Annotated in this window: 16 protein-coding genes; 10 read left to right on the top strand and 6 right to left on the bottom strand. The window is 38.5% G+C overall.

Annotation, left to right across the window (positions count from 1 at the left end; translation table 11 throughout):
* The first annotated feature begins 15 nt into the window (after positions 1–15).
* Both GWI59_RS01165 and arsC read left to right on the top strand, forming a co-directional pair.
* Entirely contained in the window at positions 16–1,305 is a 1,290-nt protein-coding gene (locus GWI59_RS01165; protein ID WP_161723832.1) for an arsenic transporter, read from the top strand.
* A 10-nt stretch (positions 1,306–1,315) separates the two neighbouring features.
* On the top strand, positions 1,316–1,741 hold the full coding sequence (arsC, locus tag GWI59_RS01160; protein WP_161723831.1) for a glutaredoxin-dependent arsenate reductase: 426 nt from the start codon (positions 1,316–1,318) through the stop codon (positions 1,739–1,741).
* A gap of 162 nt (positions 1,742–1,903) precedes the next feature.
* On the opposite strand, the gene GWI59_RS01155 is transcribed toward arsC, so the two are convergent.
* A complete protein-coding gene (locus GWI59_RS01155; RefSeq protein WP_161671551.1) occupies positions 1,904–3,025 on the bottom strand; it encodes a ribosomal protein uL16 3-hydroxylase in 1,122 nt (373 codons plus the stop codon).
* Between the two features lie 700 nt (positions 3,026–3,725).
* Between GWI59_RS01155 and GWI59_RS01150 the strand changes: the two genes are divergently transcribed.
* The 3 genes from GWI59_RS01150 (at position 3,726) to GWI59_RS01140 (ending at position 7,718) form a co-directional block, all read left to right on the top strand.
* A complete protein-coding gene (locus GWI59_RS01150; protein ID WP_161723829.1) occupies positions 3,726–5,594 on the top strand; it encodes an amidohydrolase in 1,869 nt (622 codons plus the stop codon).
* A 62-nt stretch (positions 5,595–5,656) separates the two neighbouring features.
* The gene (locus GWI59_RS01145) at positions 5,657–7,255 is read left to right on the top strand and encodes an MFS transporter (RefSeq protein ID WP_109848447.1); all 1,599 of its coding nucleotides are present in this window, start codon (positions 5,657–5,659) and stop codon (positions 7,253–7,255) included.
* A gap of 172 nt (positions 7,256–7,427) precedes the next feature.
* Positions 7,428–7,718 carry a VF530 family DNA-binding protein gene (locus GWI59_RS01140; protein WP_161723827.1) on the top strand — a complete coding sequence of 97 codons (291 nt, stop codon included), beginning with the start codon at positions 7,428–7,430 and terminating at the stop codon, positions 7,716–7,718.
* Positions 7,719–7,758: 40 nt separating this feature from the next.
* Here GWI59_RS01140 and GWI59_RS01135 read toward each other — a convergent pair whose 3' ends face one another.
* Positions 7,759–8,925, bottom strand: a complete 1,167-nt coding sequence (locus tag GWI59_RS01135; protein WP_115065339.1) for a XylR family transcriptional regulator — start codon at positions 8,923–8,925, stop codon at positions 7,759–7,761.
* Between the two features lie 188 nt (positions 8,926–9,113).
* Between GWI59_RS01135 and GWI59_RS01130 the strand changes: the two genes are divergently transcribed.
* The 4 genes from GWI59_RS01130 (at position 9,114) to xylB (ending at position 14,620) form a co-directional block, all read left to right on the top strand.
* Entirely contained in the window at positions 9,114–10,283 is a 1,170-nt protein-coding gene (locus tag GWI59_RS01130) for a MalY/PatB family protein (protein ID WP_115065340.1), read from the top strand.
* 6 nt (positions 10,284–10,289) lie between these two features.
* Entirely contained in the window at positions 10,290–11,765 is a 1,476-nt protein-coding gene (nhaC, locus tag GWI59_RS01125; RefSeq protein ID WP_161723825.1) for a Na+/H+ antiporter NhaC, read from the top strand.
* A gap of 10 nt (positions 11,766–11,775) precedes the next feature.
* Complete coding sequence (xylA, locus tag GWI59_RS01120; RefSeq protein WP_161723823.1) at positions 11,776–13,092, top strand: xylose isomerase; 1,317 nt, start codon at positions 11,776–11,778, stop codon at positions 13,090–13,092.
* Positions 13,093–13,165: 73 nt separating this feature from the next.
* Positions 13,166–14,620 carry a xylulokinase gene (gene xylB, locus GWI59_RS01115; protein ID WP_161723821.1) on the top strand — a complete coding sequence of 485 codons (1,455 nt, stop codon included), beginning with the start codon at positions 13,166–13,168 and terminating at the stop codon, positions 14,618–14,620.
* Positions 14,621–14,695: 75 nt separating this feature from the next.
* Here xylB and GWI59_RS01110 read toward each other — a convergent pair whose 3' ends face one another.
* From GWI59_RS01110 to GWI59_RS01095, 4 genes are all read right to left on the bottom strand, one after another.
* Positions 14,696–14,959 carry a DUF3811 domain-containing protein gene (locus GWI59_RS01110; protein WP_072063915.1) on the bottom strand — a complete coding sequence of 88 codons (264 nt, stop codon included), beginning with the start codon at positions 14,957–14,959 and terminating at the stop codon, positions 14,696–14,698.
* 164 nt (positions 14,960–15,123) lie between these two features.
* Positions 15,124–16,149: a threonine aldolase family protein gene (locus GWI59_RS01105; RefSeq protein WP_161723818.1), complete on the bottom strand. Its 1,026-nt coding sequence runs from the start codon at positions 16,147–16,149 to the stop codon at positions 15,124–15,126.
* Positions 16,150–16,261: 112 nt separating this feature from the next.
* Complete coding sequence (gene yegD, locus GWI59_RS01100) at positions 16,262–17,614, bottom strand: molecular chaperone (protein WP_109848451.1); 1,353 nt, start codon at positions 17,612–17,614, stop codon at positions 16,262–16,264.
* A 140-nt stretch (positions 17,615–17,754) separates the two neighbouring features.
* Entirely contained in the window at positions 17,755–18,150 is a 396-nt protein-coding gene (locus GWI59_RS01095) for a DUF6122 family protein (RefSeq protein ID WP_161723816.1), read from the bottom strand.
* A gap of 105 nt (positions 18,151–18,255) precedes the next feature.
* Between GWI59_RS01095 and GWI59_RS01090 the strand changes: the two genes are divergently transcribed.
* Positions 18,256–19,344 (top strand): linear amide C-N hydrolase, encoded by a 1,089-nt coding sequence (locus tag GWI59_RS01090; RefSeq protein ID WP_161669293.1) that lies wholly within the window; start codon positions 18,256–18,258, stop codon positions 19,342–19,344.
* The last annotated feature ends 14 nt before the right edge of the window (positions 19,345–19,358 follow it).

Below are 19,358 nucleotides of genomic sequence, written 5' to 3'. Positions count from 1 at the left end.
CTGAAAGAGGTTTTTATGCTTATTGCAGTATTAATATTTGTTCTAACAATTACTTTTGTTATTTGGCAGCCCAAAGGATTGGGGATTGGTTGGAGTGCAACAATTGGTGCGTTAATCGCATTATTACTCGGTGTCATTAATCTCCAAGATATTCCAGTGGTTTGGAATATTGTCTGGAACGCAACCGCCACATTTGTTGCTGTTATTATCATTAGCCTGATCCTTGATGAAAGTGGTTTCTTTGAATGGGCTGCACTTCATGTTGCAAAATGGGGCGGTGGTAAAGGTCGTCTTTTATTTAGCTATATTATCTTATTAGGCGCATCTGTTGCGGCACTTTTTGCCAATGATGGCGCTGCACTGATTTTAACGCCCATTGTGATTGCAATGTTATTAGCACTCGGGTTTAGTAAAGGAACAACATTAGCTTTTGTTATGGCGACAGGATTTATTGCAGATACAGCAAGCTTGCCTTTAATTGTTTCAAATTTAGTCAATATTGTTTCTGCTGATTTTTTTGATATTGGATTTACGGAATATGCCTCCGTGATGGTTCCCGTTGATATTGCGGCGATAATCGCGACATTAATTATGTTGCATTGGTTTTTCCGCAAAGATATTCCTCAGCAATATGACACATCTAAATTAGCGATACCAGCGACAGTGATTAAAGATGTGAAAACATTTAAAGCAGGTTGGTTGGTATTGCTTCTTTTATTACTTGGATTTTTCATACTGGAACCTTTGGGTATTCCAATTAGTGCTATTGCTGCTATTGGTGCTGTAATTTTGTGGTTTATTGCGGCACAAGGAAAGACGATTAATACTCGAAAAGTTTTACGAGGAGCACCTTGGCAAATTGTGGTTTTCTCCCTTGGCATGTACCTTGTTGTTTATGGATTACGTAATGCAGGCTTGACTCAATATCTATCAGAAATTCTCGATTTTCTATCAAGTAAAGGCGTATGGATTGCAACACTAGGAACGGGATATATCACCGCATTTTTATCATCAATAATGAACAATATGCCGACAGTGCTTGTTGGAGCCTTATCAATTGAAGGCAGTAATGCCTCCGGTTTAATTAAAGATGCAATGATTTATGCCAATGTCATAGGTGCAGATTTAGGTCCTAAAATTACACCAATAGGAAGTTTAGCGACATTATTGTGGTTACATGTTTTGTCGCAAAAAAACATGACCATTACATGGGGATATTATTTTAAAACGGGCATTATTATGACCATCCCTGTGCTTACAGTAACTCTGATTGCATTAGCACTTAGACTTACATTAATGAATTAGTGGTGAAAAAATGAATCGCATTGTAATTTATCACAATCCTAATTGTGGCACATCACGAAACACGCTTGAAATGATACGAAACAGTGGTATAGAGCCTGAAATTATCCATTATCTTGAGACGTCACCCTCTAAGTATGTTTTAGAGGAATTGATTGCTGATATGGGAATTTCGGTGAAAGCACTATTACGAAAGAATGTTGAACCTTATGATAAATTAGAACTTGATCATGTTAATGTTACTGATGAGCAACTTATTGATTATATGTTGAAATATCCAATATTAATCAATAGACCTATTGTTGTGACACCTTTAGGAACTCAGTTATGCAGGCCTTCAGAAGTCGTCTTAGATATTCTTCCAAAAGCACAGAAAGGTGCCTTTTCAAAAGAAGATGGACAAAATGTTATCGATGAAAAAGGGAATAGGCTGCTATAAAAGAGTTTATTAACTATTTTTAGGATAATAGAAGCCTCGTTAAGGCGGGGTTTTCTTGTTGTAATTAATCAGCCAACACCACAGGGCTTGAGAAAGAAAGGGCGGAAACGAAAAAATAAAGCACCCGTAAGCAGGTGCTTTATCATATCCAGCAATTATTATTTATTCTTCGAAGTACCAATATCCTTGATTGATAAATTCGGTTAATTCCGCAACAAAGGCCGGATTTTTCAATGCTTCACCGAGTTCATCTGTGCCAACTTCCGTAAACTGGCATAATGCATCTGCTCCTTTCATTTCCTTGGTAGCCCAAGCTTCTGTATTCACAAAGAAATCATTCTCGATACGTAGGACGCGCAGTCCGCTTAGTCGGTTCAGTTTTTCACCCGCATTTAACGCACTTAGTACTTCGTCTGGCTGATATGGTGGTTCTGCAGGGGCAATATCGAGTTCGTGGCGTGGTGTGGTTGTAAAACGGCCTAACCACTGTTCAAAATCATCAGGCTTGTTGATCATTTCAATCATCATAGCGCGCAGGCGTTCAACTTCATAAGACTCCATTCTTCCTGCGTTATCGCGTACTGTCAGATCAGGATCGCCATAATTTATTCCGCCCAGATCCTGTTCCAGTGCATAATCTGCAAAGCTACTTAGCAAATCACGACCATTGGGTCCACGAAAGCCGACAGAATAGTTCATGGTATCTTCGAAAGTAAAGCCATCGTGAGGGAATCCTGGTGGAATATACAGAATATCTCCCGGTGCCATTTCTACATCAATAATTGGCTCAAATGGATCAACATGCAGTAATGCAGGATGCGGGCAGAACTGACGCATTGGCAGGGCGTCACCTACGCGCCAACGACGGCGTCCCATTCCTTGAATGATAAAAACATCATAGTTATCAATATGAGGTCCGACACCACCTCCGGGCACTGAATAGGAAATCATCAGATCATCAAGACGCCATTCAGGTAGCACTCGAAATGGTTTTACTAGTTCAGCTGCTGGCATATGCCAATGGTTAACTGCTTGTACCAGTAGTGACCAGCCTTCTTCGCCTAATTCGCTGAAGTCTTCAAACGGACCGTGACTTGCCTGCCATTTGTTGCCAGTGAAACTGACAAGGCGGCTGTCGATTTCCGGTTCCATTGCCAGACCTGCCAGTTCATCTGGAGTGATTGGATCGACAAAATTAGGAAATGCATTTTTCAGTACAACAGGTTTCTTTTGCCAGTATTTCTCTAAAAATTCAGGCCAATTAAGATTCAGTTTGTTAACCATGTGATCACGTCTGTATCAATGAATAGGCTGGTCATTATAGAAGTAATACAAAGTGATATTTTTGTTTGGCATCAAATGGCAGTTAATAACACTAATAGGAATAGTATCAACGATGGGAATTTGATATAGAAAGTGACGATATCAAAAGTTATGTTTAAAAAGAACCAACATAATCAATTAGCCAAAAATAGAGATTTCAATGCCTATCCGTATTTAGATACCAAGGTTCGCATAATGTATATTATGTTAAATGAAGCATGTAACTTTATTCTAGGTCTGTGTATCATCATCTTTGAGCCCTATTAATTAAGCCCTATTAATACTGATTATTTTTTATATTAAAGTATTGAACCAACGGCTTTATATTCTTTCTTACTTATTGATAGTCACTTCTTATCTTCGATACTGTGCTAAAACCATGCTCAGGTGAAAAACTTATTATTCAATTAAATATCAATAGATTAGCTCATTTTTATCTTGTTCATTTTTTTGTTCTCTTAAAGCAAATGTTTTAAATGGTAATGAAATAAACTTAAGCTACAATTTAATAAACCTGCTGGAATAAATATAAAAAACTGCCTTCTTATCTTTAATTTATTTTTAAAAATAAATAGTTAGCTGTATTGCTAATACAGCTCGGTACGATCACACCTTTTACTTAATAAAGGGTTAATTCCTTTTAAATAGGAAATCAATAATCATGAATAAAACTTTCGCGACCGAAATATTTATCAATGGCGAGGTCCATACTCTTGATAGAGAAAATCCTCTCGCTCAAGCGATCGCTGTCTATCAAGGTAAATTTCTTTTTATTGGCTCAAATGATGAAGTGATGCAATTTCAAAATGCAGAAAAAAAAATCATCGATCTAAAAAAACACGTTATTATTCCTGGGCTTAATGACTCTCATCTTCATTTGATCCGCGGTGGATTAAACTACAACCTAGAATTACGGTGGGAAGGCGTCCCTTCTCTTTCTATTGCCCTTGATATGTTAAAGGCTCAAGCCCAAGTGACACCGTCACCGCAATGGGTACGTGTTGTTGGTGGTTGGAGCGAGTTTCAATTCGCAGAGCGTCGCATGCCAACGCTAGACGAAATTAATGCGGTTTCTCCTGATACGCCTGTTTTTGTATTACACCTCTATGATAGCGCATTGCTAAACAAAGCAGCATTGCGTGCGATTGGTTATACCAAAGAGACACCCAATCCACCAGGTGGTGAAATTCAGCGTGATGAACATGGCAATGCTACCGGATTATTGATAGCAAAACCTAACGCGATGTTGCTCTATTCTGCATTAGCAAAAGGCCCTAAATTACCTCTTGAATATCAAGTGAATTCAACCCGTCAATTTATGAGAGAATTGAATCGTCTTGGTGTAACGAGCGCTATTGATGCGGGGGGTGGTTTTCAAAATTACCCTGAAGATTATCAAGTTGTTGATGAGCTTGCTAAGAATAATCAATTAACGATTCGTATTGCATATAATTTATTTACTCAAAGACCAAAGCAAGAGTTTGAAGATTTCCAACAATGGACATCAATGGTATCACCCGGTGATGGCAGTGATTTTTATCGTCATAACGGTGCTGGTGAAATGTTGGTTTTTTCTGCGGCAGATTTTGAAGACTTCTTACAGCCAAGGCCTGATCTTCCTGAAAACATGGAAGCAGAATTAGAGAAAGTGATTCGTCATTTAGTCGAACATCGCTGGCCATTTCGTTTACATGCCACTTATAACGAATCCATTAGTCGCATGTTAGATGTTTTTGAAAAAGTAAATAAAGACATTCCTTTCGATGGCTTGCATTGGTTTTTCGATCATGCTGAAACCATCAGTGAGAAAAATATTGAACGCGTTAAAGCGCTTGGCGGTGGATTAGCAATTCAACATCGTATGGCATTCCAAGGTGAATATTTTGCACAACGTTATGGTACAAAAGCACTGAAACAAACACCCCCTGTCGCCAAAATGTTAAATGCACAAGTTCCTGTTGGATTAGGTACAGATGCAACTCGTGTTGCTAGTTACAATCCGTGGACAGCGCTTTATTGGTTAGTGTCAGGGCGTACTGTAGGGGGGATGCAAATGTATGACGGCGATAATCGTTTAGACAGAGATACAGCGCTTATGTTATGGACGATGGGAAGTTCATGGTTCTCCAATGAACAAGGTAAAAAAGGTCAAATTAAAGTAGGTCAATTTGCCGACTTTATCGCCCTTTCTGCTGATTATTTTCGAGTACCGGAAAATGAAATCAAAGCGATTGAATCACTTTTAACCGTCGTAGATGGCAAGATAGTGTATGCAAATGGTGATTTTTCATCATTAACACCGCCTTCTATTCCTGTATTACCTGATTGGTCACCGGTGATCAAAGTACCTGGTCACTATTCTTATTTGCGACAAGAGACAAAAACAGCGGTATTAAATCAGCTACATCAATGCTGTGGTGCCTGCCATGTTCATGGGCATCAACATGATATTGCTCGCCAATCATCCATTCCTGTTTCAGATGATAATGCATTTTGGGGTGCTTTAGGCTGTTCTTGCTTTGCATTCTAATTTTTATGATAACGATGGTTGGTCATTGCTTGCCAACCATCTCAAACAAAAGAGATAAGACGATGACAACGCAACGCACCTCTGCATGGTCGCCCTTACGTAATCGTATTTTTTTCGTATTATGGATGGCAACGCTATTTTCTAATATTGGTACTTGGATGAATGATGTGGGTGCCGGTTGGTTGATGACAAACCTAAGCCCTGATCCCGTAATGATTGCCGCTATTCAAGCCATGACAACATTACCTGTTTTCTTATTGGCACTTCCAGCAGGAGCTATTGCTGATATTTTCGATAAACGAAAGCTGCTTATTTTTGTGAATATGTTAATGCTCTGTGCGGCTTCATTATTGGCTGTTTTAGTGTATTTCGATGTTATCAGCATTGGCTGGTTATTATTAATTACTTTTGTTCTGGGCTCTGGCGCAGCATTTTTAGGTCCTGCATGGCAAGCGATAGTACCAAGTATTATCGAACCCAATGAATTAAAATCAGGTATTGCCTTAAACAGTATGGGTATTAATATCAGTCGCGCAATAGGCCCAGCACTTGCAGGTATTTTGATTTCCCAAGTCGGTCTTTATCTTCCATTTTTACTTAATGCTTTAAGCTTTATCGCCATTATTCTGGCTGTCTGGTGGTGGGATGGTGAGAAAAAAGAAGAGGAAAAACTCCCTGCTGAATCTGTTGTGGCTGCAATGATCTCCGGTTTACGCTATGCACGTTATAGCCCTGCATTAATAAAAACGATTATAAGAGCAGCCAGCTTTTTTATTTTTGCAAGCGCTTATTGGGCAATGTTACCGCTAGTCGCTCGGGTCTCACTACATGGTGATGCAACATTATATGGGTTACTTACCACCAGCATTGGTATTGGTGCAGTGGCTGGTGCATTTAGCTTATCAACATTGCGTGAAAAATGGAGTACCAGCACACTAATCGCTGTTGGCACTGTGGTGACTGCATTAGTGTTATTTATTTTCGCCAGTGCGACTTCAAAATATTTAGCTATTTTTGCTAGTATGCTTGCTGGATTTAGCTGGATAATCACCCTTTCCACATTAATGGTCTCAGCACAAACAGCATTGCCTAATTGGGTTCGTGCGAGAGGTCTTGCGCTCTATTTAACCGTATTTTCTGGCTCAATGGCGTTAGGTTCCCTTATCTGGGGACAAGTTGCTTCACATACGTCAGTGACGGTGGCTTTGCTGTGTGCAACCGTTGGGATTATTTTAGTTTGGTTATGTGTTTTTCGCGTCAAATTGGAACATGATAACATCAACTTACAGCACTCAGAACACTTTATTTTGGATGATGGACTGATTGATATTACAACAGATAAAGGCCCTGTGTTAATTACCGTGAATTATCAAATTGGAGTCAATCACCATGAGCAATTCCTAAGTTTAATGAATCGATTAAAAACGGTTCGTTTAAGAGATGGCGGTTATTCATGGGGACTATTTGTTTTATCTGATGCGATTACAGAAAATAACGTTCGAACGTATATGGAAACTTTTATGGTGGCTTCTTGGGCTGAGCATCTTCGTCAACATGATCGCGCGACAATCGATGATAAACAGCTGCAACAACAATTAGATAAAATAATCAGTACTAAAAAAGTGACTCACTCTTTTTCTGCTTTTTCGCGTAAGAAGTAATAAGTAGTAACCAAGTCATTAAAGCTTATTAAATAGATTAATTTAATGGCTTGGCTTTAGAATACATGCCATATTTATTTTATTCGATACCTTTTATTGATACTACTATGGCTTTCTTGTACTCTGCACCGCTTCTTACCTTTGAAACAATTAAAACGTATTTGAGAAAATCATGACAGGACATCGTTCTAAAGATCCGCTACACGGCGTTACTCTTGAAATGCAAGTAAATGCGCTAGTGGCAAAATATGGTTGGGCTAAATTAGGACAGCTTATCAAAATTAACTGCTTTAGAAGTGTTCCTAGCGTGAAATCGAGTTTAAAGTTTTTGCGTAGAACTCCGTGGGCACGGGCTGAAGTAGAAGCGCTTTATCTTGATTCTCTTGAAGCTGATATTGATGATGTGATTGAAGTTTTCGATCATCCAGATTGTGATCCGTGGGCGAATAGCCGTCGAAAGTAAAATATCTAGCATCGATAAAATAGTACCGAAAATATTACTCTCACTCATCTCTAAACTCCTTCGGCGTCATGCCAAATTCTTTTTTAAAGATAGAATAAAAGTATTGTAATGACGGATAGCCACACATCACTGAAATTTCTTGGATTGCGAGTGTTGTTGTGGCTAATAAATTTTGAGCGCGTTTGAGTTTCTCTTCATAAATAACAGTATGAATTGTCTTGCCAATTTCTTTTTTAAACCGTTGCTCTAAATTAGAACGCGACATATTAACTGCATCTAAAACTTGTTCTGTTTTTATCCCTTTACAGGCATTGTAATAAATATAATGCATAGCTTGAACAACAGTGGGATCGTTAAATGAGTGAAAGTCAGTTGAGCGCCGTTCAACAATTTTAACGGGAGGAACTAATACTCTTTGCTGTTTATCTGTTACATGCCCTTCTAGGGTTTGATGTAATAGCTTTGCAGCTAAATATCCCATTTGTCGTGAACCTTGCACAACAGAAGATAATGCAATACGAGATAAATAACGGGTCATATCTTCATCATCAATACCAATAATACTGATCTCTTCAGGTACATTTATATTTAAATTATCGCAGACTTGCAGTAAATGACGCGCTCGTGCATCTGTTACCGCAATAATGCCAGTTTGTGGCGGTAACGTTTGTATCCAATCAGATAAACGATTTTGCGCGTGTTGCCAATTTTCTTGCGTTATATCCATGCCGTTATAAACAATGCCTGGATATTTTTCACTGGTGACTAATTGGCGAAAAGCGTACTCACGTTCATTAGACCAATGAGGATGATCTTTTGCTGGTAGGCCATAAAAAGCAAAGTGTTTCAGCCCTTTCTGTTTTAAATGTAAAAAGGCTTGTTGAACTAATTCATAATTATCAGTGGCGATATAAGGTACAGGCGGGTAACTTTTTTCTTGATGATAAGAGCCACCTACACCAATTACCGCTAACGATGATTGGCTTAAATGTTTCGCAATAATCGGATCATCAAAATCTGCAATAATACCGTCACAAACCCAGTGATTAATATTATCCACTCGAGTACGAAAATCTTCTTCAATAAATACATCCCAATGGCACTGCGATGCCTGAAGATATTCTCCAACACCCTCAACTACTTGTCGGTCATAGACTTTATTAGCGTTGAATAACAGCACAATACGAAAGTATTTATCTTTTTTCATTTTACTCTACCTGATTATCCAGCTACGCATTAAACCACAGCTTTAATTTTGCTAGAACTTGCTTTCATCGCTATGTGATTACTATCACACAAGCCAAATTTCGTAATAGCAAAGTAAAAAATAGGAATAACCAATGTTAAGAACAACGAGTATTTTGTTTTTAAACACGATTGCCGAGGAGATTTTTCATGTATCAGAATAACTTTAATAAATTAATTTCTAGGCAAAATACCTATAGCGCAAAATGGTGTAATAGTAACGCTAATGTTATTCCATTATCTGTTGCGGATATGGAAATTGCTGCGCCTGATTTTATTACAAACAGACTTGCTGAATTTAATCACAAGGGAATTTATGGTTATACCGATCTTAGCCATGATTGGAATAACGTTGCTGCTAATTGGTTTAAAAGCCAATATCAATGGATAGTTGCTCCTGAGACGATTGTATTTTGTCCTCGTGTTATACAAGCGGTTTCACTTTATATCCAGAATTTCACACAAATAGGCGATAAAATCACAACGCTATCTCCGGCTTATCATCCTATTAGTAATGCTGTTTGTGTAAATAACCGCGAGTTATTAGAAAGCCCGTTAATTTATCGTGACGGTTACTATGAAATTGATTTTGACGATCTAGAAAATAAGTTTAAACAATCGGTCTGTTTTATGTTGCTTTCACCACACAATCCAACAGGTACGGTATGGCAGCAAACTGATTTAATAAAAATAGCGAAGCTTGCACAAAAATATCACGTTTTTATTATTTCTGATGATGTACACGCAGATTTTGTTTTTGATGATGCTCGCTATCACCCTATTTCATCCTTAAACACCTATGTAGAACAACACTCTTTTATTTGCACATCTCCAGCTAAAACTTTCAATTTAGCAGGACTAGAGATAGCGAATATTGTGATTGCTAACCCTGAATACCGTGAAAAATTCAAGCAATGCTTAATTGCTGCAGGTATTCATAATCCTGGTTATTTTTCAGTTCCCGCTTTTTTACAAGCTTACACCTTACAAGGCCAACAATGGGTTGGTGAATTAAAAACGTACCTTGCTGATAACCGACGTTGGGTAAAAGAACAATGTGAACGTTATTTTCCCGATTGGGTTGTCACACAAAGTCATGGCACCTACATGCTATGGGTTAATTACCAAAAAATGCAGTTAACCGAAGAACAACTAAAACATTGGTTTGTTTCATTAGCCGAAGTGGAAATGAGTTGGGGGCGTGGTTTTGGTGCGGTTGGGGATGGTTTTTTCCGCATTAATATCGCGACACCTCGTTCAATATTAGAAACCGCTTTCACTCGGCTTATTCGTACCTTACCTCACGCCAGTTTGGAATAAATTACAATGAAAACGCAAATGATAAACAGCCCAAGAACGCCCACGCTTCTTGAATCACTCTTTCCTATTCTCACTATGGTGGTGTTATTAGGAGGAGGCTACGCCGCTTTTGATTTACCACCAGAACCATTAATGGTGCTTTCGACTGTTGTGGCTGCACTGTTAGTAAAACGGTTGGGATATCGCTATGACGAGATCTTAACCGCTATCTCACAAAAGATTGCTAAAACTATGCCTGCATTGCTGATTTTAATCAGTGTGGGCTTGTTAATAGGCACATGGATGATTGGTGGCACCATTCCACTGATGATCTATTACGGCTTGAAAATGATTAGCCCTGAAATGCTATATGTCACAGCATTATTGGTCACGTCATTGGTATCGGTCTGTACGGGAACATCATGGGGTTCTGCTGGAACCATTGGTGTTGCATTTATGGGCGTTGCAGTGGGCATGGAAGCAAACCTTGCGGCAACAGCCGGTGCTGTGGTTGCAGGGGCTTATTTTGGTGACAAGCTCTCACCATTATCAGGTGATACCAACCTTGCCGCAATGGCAGCAAGGATCGACCTTTATCAACATATTTGGCATTTACTTTATACCACATTGCCTTCGCTAATTTTAACGGCGATTGTGATGACTGTTTATGGCATGAATGGCGATTTAGCGGGTCAAGGTGTGCCAGAAAAAGTGACCTTAATTACCAATGGTCTTGAGAATGTTTATAACTTCAATCTTATTCTTCTCATTCCTGTATTGGTAATTCTATATGGTTCAGTAACGAAAAAGCCCACTATCCCTGTGATGCTAGCCTCTGCCGCAATTGCGATGTTTAACGCTTATCTTATTCAAGGCTTTGGTTTACATGACATAGTAAAAAGTGCGGTTGATGGTTTCAATGTCTCGATGATCCAAGGTAAAGAAGTTCCTGAATTGTTAGGTAATTTACTAAATCGTGGTGGCATGAATTCCATGATGAGCACTCTGCTTATCTGTTTCTGCGCCCTCTCTTTTGCTGGTACTTTATCGTTAAGTGGCGCATTAGAAGTGATTGTTCATGCATTGTTAAAAATGGTGCACTCAACAGGTTCGATGATCTTAGCCACAATTGTTTGTGGACTAACTATGATTGGCGTGACCTGTAATGGACAAATCTCAATCCTTATTCCTATAGAAATGTTACGTGGTGCCTATATTGAACGAGGCTTACATCCTAAAAATCTGGCACGTACTGTAGAAGACTCCGCCACTATCTTTGAACCTATTTTACCGTGGACCGCTGCCGGCGCTTATATGGCGGGTACATTAGGTGTTGCAACCTTAAGTTACTTACCTTGGGCTGTATTGTGCTGGAGTGGCATCTTCTTTGCCATGCTGTGGGGTTTTACGGGCTTTGGCATTGCCAAATTAACACCAGAAGAGCAGGAAGAAATGACTGCTGAACTTGGATCACATTCAGAATTACAACTTGATACTAAATAAGGACGGTTCCATGTCTTACTTTGATAAAATTGAAAAAATTCAATATGAAGGCACAACAAGCGATAATCCATTAGCGTTTCGTTACTATAACCCTGATGAGATTATTTTGGGTAAACGAATGGAAGATCACTTAAGATTCGCAGCTTGTTATTGGCATAACTTCTGCTGGAATGGTTCTGATATGTTCGGTATCGGTACTTTTGATAGACCTTGGCAAACACCAGGTGAAGCTTTAGAGCAAGCTAAGCGTAAAGCTGATGTGGCCTTTGAATTCTTTCATAAGCTAAATGTTCCTTTCTATTGTTTTCATGATGTGGATGTGATTTCCGAAGGGAATAGCATCAATGAATATATTTCTAACATGGCGGCGATCACCGACGTATTAGCGGAAAAACAAGAAGAGACTAACGTTAAGCTATTATGGGGAACGGCAAATTGCTTCACTAATCCTCGTTATGGCGCGGGCGCGGCAACAAATCCTGATCCTGATGTTTTTGCATGGGCCGCAACACAAGTGTGTGAAGCGATGAAAGCGACAAAAGCACTGGGGGGTGAAAACTATGTATTATGGGGCGGGCGTGAAGGTTATGAAACCCTACTAAATACTGATTTACGCCAAGAAAGGGAGCAAATTGGCCGCTTTATGCAGATGGTGGTCGAGCACAAGCATAAAATTGGTTTCCAAGGCACATTATTGATTGAACCCAAACCTCAAGAGCCAACAAAACATCAGTATGATTATGATACTGCAACCGTTTATGGCTTCTTAAAGCAGTTTGGCCTTGAAAAAGAAGTGAAAGTAAACATTGAAGCAAACCACGCGACATTAGCAGGACATAGTTTCCACCATGAGATTGCAACTGCGATTGCGTTAGGCATTTTAGGCTCTGTTGATGCTAACCGTGGTGATCCTCAATTAGGTTGGGATACAGACCAATTCCCAAATAGCGTAGAAGAAAATGCACTAGTCATGTATGAAATTCTTAAATCAGGTGGCTTTACTACAGGTGGATTAAACTTTGATGCTAAAGTTCGTCGCCAAAGCAATGATAAATATGACCTATTCTACGGGCATATTTCAGGAATGGACACAATGGCAATGGCATTACGCATTGCGGCAAAAATGATCCAAGATGGCGGCCTTGATAAATTTACGGCACAACGTTATTCAGGTTGGAGTGCGGAGTTTGGTCAAAATATCTTACAAGGCAAATTAAGCCTTGAAGATGTGGCGAAATACGCACAAAGCAATACATTAGCGCCACAGTTACAAAGTGGGCGCCAAGAAATGCTAGAAAGTTTAGTGAATCGCTATATTTTTGGTTAATGGTATAAACGTAATAACACAGCGGGTTTTTCCGCTGTGTTTATTAATTAGATACAGGTCATGAGGTAATTTCATGTATTTAGGGCTAGATCTAGGCACTTCAAGCGTTAAAGCGATCATCATGAATGAGCAAGGCAAAGTTGTTGCCAGTCATTCTGTTTCTTTAGCAATATCACGCCCTCACCCTCAATGGTCAGAACAAGATCCACTGCAATGGTGGCAAGCAACGGAAGAAGCCATTCTTCAGCTTGGGCGCAGTTATCCGATGGATAAAATCGAAGCGATTGGATTAAGCGGACAAATGCATGGCGCCGTTTTACTTGATGCACAACAAGCGATGCTACGTCCCGCCATCCTATGGAACGATGGGCGTAGTTTTAAACAGTGTCAGACGCTTGAGGCGCAATATCCTCAGTTTAAAAAAATCACTGGTAACTTAGTTATGCCCGGCTTTACAGCCCCAAAACTACAATGGGTTGCTGAACATGAACCTGAAATCTTTCAACGTATTGCACATGTTTTATTACCTAAAGATTTTTTACGTTGGAAGATGAGCGGTAATTTTGCTAGTGATATGTCAGATTCAGCCGGTACGCTTTGGTTAGATATGCAAAAGCGAGATTGGAGTGATGAACTTTTAAATGCGACAGGATTAACACGTCGGCAGATGCCAACATTGTTTGAAGGTAATCAAATAACGGGCTATCTATTGGCTGATATTGCTGAAAAATGGCAAATGAAGCAAGTACCTATTATTGCTGGTGCTGGAGATAATGCGGCGGGGGCAATTGGTGTTGGTGTTTATCAACCTGGTCAGGCAATGCTCTCTTTGGGTACTTCAGGCGTTTATTTTGTTGTTAGCGAAAAATTTCTCCAAAATAGTGATAACGCAGTACACAGTTTTTGTCACGCATTACCCAATACTTGGCATTTAATGTCAGTGATGTTAAGTGCAGCATCATGTCTTGATTGGGTGTGTCAATTGACAGGAATTGAGAGTGTGAGTGCGATGTTTGAAGAAATTAAACACGCTACTTTTGCTCAGAGTCCCCTGCTGTTTTTACCTTATCTTTCTGGTGAACGGACACCTTATAATAACCCTAATGCGAAAGGTATCTTTTGGGGATTAACCCATGAACATCAAAGAGCTGACTTATGCCAAGCTGTTCTTGAAGGTGTGAGTTTTGCATTACGACAAGGGATTGAAGTTGCTGATAATGCTGGACAATTAGCTGATAATATTACGTTAATTGGCGGTGGTGCCCGAAGTGAATATTGGCGACAACTTCTTGCAGATATTACTGGAAAAAATCTCGATTATCGTCAAGGTGGTGATGTTGGTCCCGCTCTTGGTGCTGCAAGACTCGCACAATTAGCCGTAAATCCAGCTTATTCATCACACGTTATTCTTTCTCAACCTAAGCTTGAACAACGCCATACGCCAAATTTAGAAAAACATAAAACATACGAAAAAAAATATCATGCTTTTAAAAAGTTATATTCATTAATAGAGACGATGGAAATATAACAATATTGCGTCAATATCAGGGTAAATTAATAGCGCTAATTTTTATTTATAAAGTTAGCGCCATTTTATCAATAATTAACGATATCCCCGAGTATGGTTTTTAGCTGACCAACTGTAGGTTTCATCACTAGGGGCTAGTTTTTGCTTCTTCTTGAGGGCTTGTGCTTTTTTGGTGGCTTTTTCAACTTCGAGGGAGATTTCGGTAATAATGGAGTCTTTGACTTTATTCATTTCGGCGTTAGTTAACTCACGGCCTAATTTCTTTTTCTCTTGACCTATTCGGGTTCTTACTCGCATTTGTTGGGCATCTGTCATTTCTTGGAGTGTCAGTTTCTTCATTCTATTACCCTACTTATGTTGAGTGAGGAGCTATTAATATAGCATTATTAAGACACCTCTCCATCATTATATTTTAAATTTGGGTAATTAATTTCTTATTACATTAAAGATGCATTACGCCTGAATATGTGCGTAATGCATAAACAATAACTTTAAATAACAAATTAAACTAATTGAAGAAATGCGGCTTTAAATCCATCAATGTCTTGCTGTGTTGTTGCCCACGAAGTACAAAGACGTAAACAACTTAAATTAGGATCTTCAAGTAAAACACGATGGAAAACAAATTGTTGAGTTAATTTTTCCGCAAGTGTATTTGGCAAAATAACAAAAACTTGGTTAGATTCTGGCGGTGCTAAAAATTCAAAACCTTGTGCAGTAAAGAATTCAGTTAATTGTGATGCCATTTCATTAAGGTGTTTACCTAATTTAAAATAGAGATCATCTTTAAATAAAGCTTCAAATTGCGCGCCTAATAACCAGCCTTTTGCTTGTAATCCACCCTTTTGTTTCAAGCTAAAACGGAAATCAGTTTTCAATGCAGGATGACAAATCACTAAGGTTTCAGCTGACATTGCACCAATTTTTGTACCACCAATATAAAAAGCATCGGTTAAACTGGCGATATCTTCAATAGTCAGATCACTTTGTGCGGACATTAATCCTGCGGCTAAACGCGCACCATCAAGATATAGCCATAAATTATGCTCGTTACAGAAGTTACGTAGCGCTTGTAACTCCGCTTTGCGATAAACCGTACCAATTTCTGTGGCATTGGTTATATAAACAAGCTTAGGTTGCACCCAATGTTCATCATTATGCTCAGCCAGAATAGGTTTTAACAATGCGGGAGTTAATTTGCCATCAGCAGAAAATGTGGTGATAACTTTATGCCCTGTAGCTTCAATAGCGCCGGTTTCATGTGTAGCAATATGTCCTGTACTCACAGAAATAACTGCTTGGTGTGGACGTAAAAAATGAGAAATCGCGGTTAAATTAGTGATGGTACCACCATTAAAAAAGTGAATATCCGCATCAGGCTGTTGAATACGCTGTTTTATTAATTGAGCAGCTTGATGACAAAGCGTATCCATGCCATATCCATCATAGCGTTGCCCCACTGTATCCGTGATTGCCTTCATGACCGCAGGATGTGCAATTTCATTATAATCATTTTGGAAGCGGTACATGTGTTCTCCTGTCGAATGTTGTGTTTTTATCGTGTTTTATAAAGAAAAACGCTCTACATCTAATCAATACATCGATTAAATGTAAAGCGCTTTAATATCTTGAAAAAGTAAGTTATTTAAAGCAGACCTCGCCCCAACGCGCTAAACCAGCGGTAACCGAACCGAAGTCATTTCCTTTCACAATAGGAATATTAGGTAATTGTTGTTCTATTGCTTGGCATAAAATCGGTGAACGCGCTGAGCCACCAGTCATAAAAATAGCGTCAGGTTTTATTCCCCCTTGTCGAACAGCGTCATTAACTAATTCAATCATTTTACTTTTAGGGGATTCAATCGATTCCACCATTTGTTCACGCTCAATGGTACATTCTAATGTTTCATTTAATAAGGCGATATTAGCAATATATTCAGGAGAATCTGATAAGGCAATTTTAGCCTCTTCAGCACGTCGAACAATGCTGTAACCCAGTGTTTCATTATACACTTCGATTAGACGAGCTATTTTCTCTGGTTCTTTTGCATCTCGTCTAAGTTGATTTAATGCAGCCAAATTTTGACGAGAATAAAAATCTTTTTGCGCTTCGACATTATTAATCGCAATAGGGTCCCAGAACTGTTTCAGCGGTAATTTAATACCAGAAGAAGTTAATCCTGTCATACCGAATAAAGGCATAAGCTGTTTAAAAGCAAGATAAATATCAAGATCATTACCACCAACACGCTGTCCACTATGGGCAAGTAAGGTATTTGAACGGTCAGTTTTTCCTTGATAACTCGGCCCCATTTGAATTAATGAGCAATCAGTTGTACCACCACCAATATCAACGACTAATACAGTTTGGTCTTTAGTCAATGTCGATTCATATTCAAGCCCAGCAGCAACAGGTTCAAATTCAAACATAATATTCTTAAACCCAGCTCTTTTAGCTGCGCGGATAAGAATACTTTCTGCTTGTTTATTTGAAGATTCACCACCTAACCCATTAAAGTTAATTGGTTTGCCAATAACAGTATCTGTGATCGCTTCTTGTGTACTTTTTTCTGCTTGGTACTTAATATTTGCCATCATGGCACAAACTAAATCTTCAAAGAAGCTAATTTGTATATCGTGTAGGCCTGAAGCACCTAAAAAGGATTTAGGCGATTTAACGTAATATACATCGCGCGGATCACGTAGATATAAACTTAGTGCGGATTGTCCGAAAAGAATATCTTCGGGTACTAATTCAATATCTTCTTCTCGATTAAACGCAATCGACTTTCTTAGTAATTGTTCGCCAATTTCACTGGAAGGTTTAATATTTAAATGGCGAAATAAGTGCTCAGAAACAGATTCACGGGTTGGCGCACAAAGGGTCGATGGAATATAGACATCATTACCTTCTAAAGGCAAAAGAGTGGGTTTTCCCTCTTTCATAATTGCAACAGAACAATTTGATGTTCCGTAGTCAAAGCCAATAAACATTTAGCCTCCCCAATAGACTTTCATTAAAAAAAGACTGAGCACTCTACATCAAGCTTTTTGCAATTACCATCAGATTATGGGGCTTAAAAGAGAGAAAATAAGTGTTGTAATAATTTTCGTTCAATGTGCGTTAGTAATCCCTATTTATCATTTAGATCAGATAAAAAGTAATTTTTATCAAAACTCATTATTGTTAGGTTGGGTTTTAACCCACCTAAATAGCAGTCAACCGAGTCGGTAAATAAATGAAATAAGCACCCTACTGCAATGGCTTTTAATTTCCATGAGGGTAAAAACCATACACCCAAATAAACCAAAGCGGCCCAAACAGTGTGTAATGGATGAAAGCCAATGCTACAACGATTGGGATCAAAAATAGGTGTTGCTAACAAATGGTCAATATCAATTGCCATTGTTCCTATCATAAGCAGTGAGGCAAACTTCCAATTTTTACGCCAGAAAAGATACCCTAATAAAATAGGTACTAAAAAATGTAACCCGTAATGTAAAATTGTTCTGCTGATTTCAAATATCACAAAATCTCCGATATTTCTAAAAATACTTGTCACTTAATATACCAAATAGTTGTTGTCTTTTTTATTTGAACTAAATTTAAAGGAGTTTTTTTAATTTAGGAATTCATAATGAAACGCAATAAAATATTGGTTGCTCTATTATCCTCATTACTCTCTATTTCTATGGCTAGTGAAGCCTGCTCTAGTTTGGCTATACTTGATAAAAATAATAACGTTTATCAAGGTAGAACTCTTGAACTAACGGCTGATTTACCTTCATGGATCACTTATTATCCTAAAAATACACAATTTACAAAAAAAACGCCTAATGGTGAAAATGGCCTAAGTTATAGCAATAAATATGACATATTAGCCGTTACAACAGATATTTTTTTTGATGGTGATGATCATAACTTATTACAAGGTTTAAATAGTGCGGGGTTATCATTTAGCGCGAACATGATAACAGAAGCTGAATTATCACCACTTGATAAAAATGATTATGATAAAGCCATTCCCGTTACTTCGTTAGGTGAATGGGCATTAGCTAATTTCTCTACGGTTGAAGAAGTACAAAAAGCGGTTGAGTCAGGTTATTTTTGGGCTCCCGTGTTAAAAAACTTTGGTAATCTAAAATCGCCTTTTCACTATGCTTTCTATGATAAAAAAGGTGGCAGTATTGTCGTTGAAGCCACAAACGGTAAATTACACGTTTATCAAAATCCAACCCGTGTAATGACAAATGGTCCAGATTTTCCTTGGCATTTAACAAACCTTAACAACTATAGTCAATTAACTAATATCGATAAATCTTCAGGAAAATTAGCAAATATCAATGTTGTACAGCCTGATAGCGGCATTGCAACATCTCAATTACCTTCATCAGATACGTCTGTTGGCCGTTTTATTCGCGCGGTTTATTTTTCAACCTACGCACCAACAGCCGAATCGACACCTGAAGCGATGAATACCCTAGCGCACATTATGAATCGCTTTGATAGAACAAAAAATATCACGGCTGATATCATGGGAGAAAGTCAAAGCACCAGTAATCAACTGCAAACGGAATACACTGTTTGGACAACGTTATCTGATTTAACGAATGGTGTAATGAAAATAAGAGGCTATAACGATATGAACTATACCGAATATTCTCTTTCACAGTTTAAAGATATGAATAAACCTGTTTTTGAACAGATTAACTTGAATAAATAATCTTTCATCGTTGC

Origin of the sequence: Proteus sp. G2673 (genome assembly GCF_009915125.1) — a bacterium.
Taxonomy (GTDB): Bacteria; Pseudomonadota; Gammaproteobacteria; order Enterobacterales; family Enterobacteriaceae; genus Proteus; species Proteus penneri.
The sequence above is the reverse complement of the archived record's forward strand: the minus strand, read 5'-3'. Positions and strand labels throughout refer to the sequence as shown.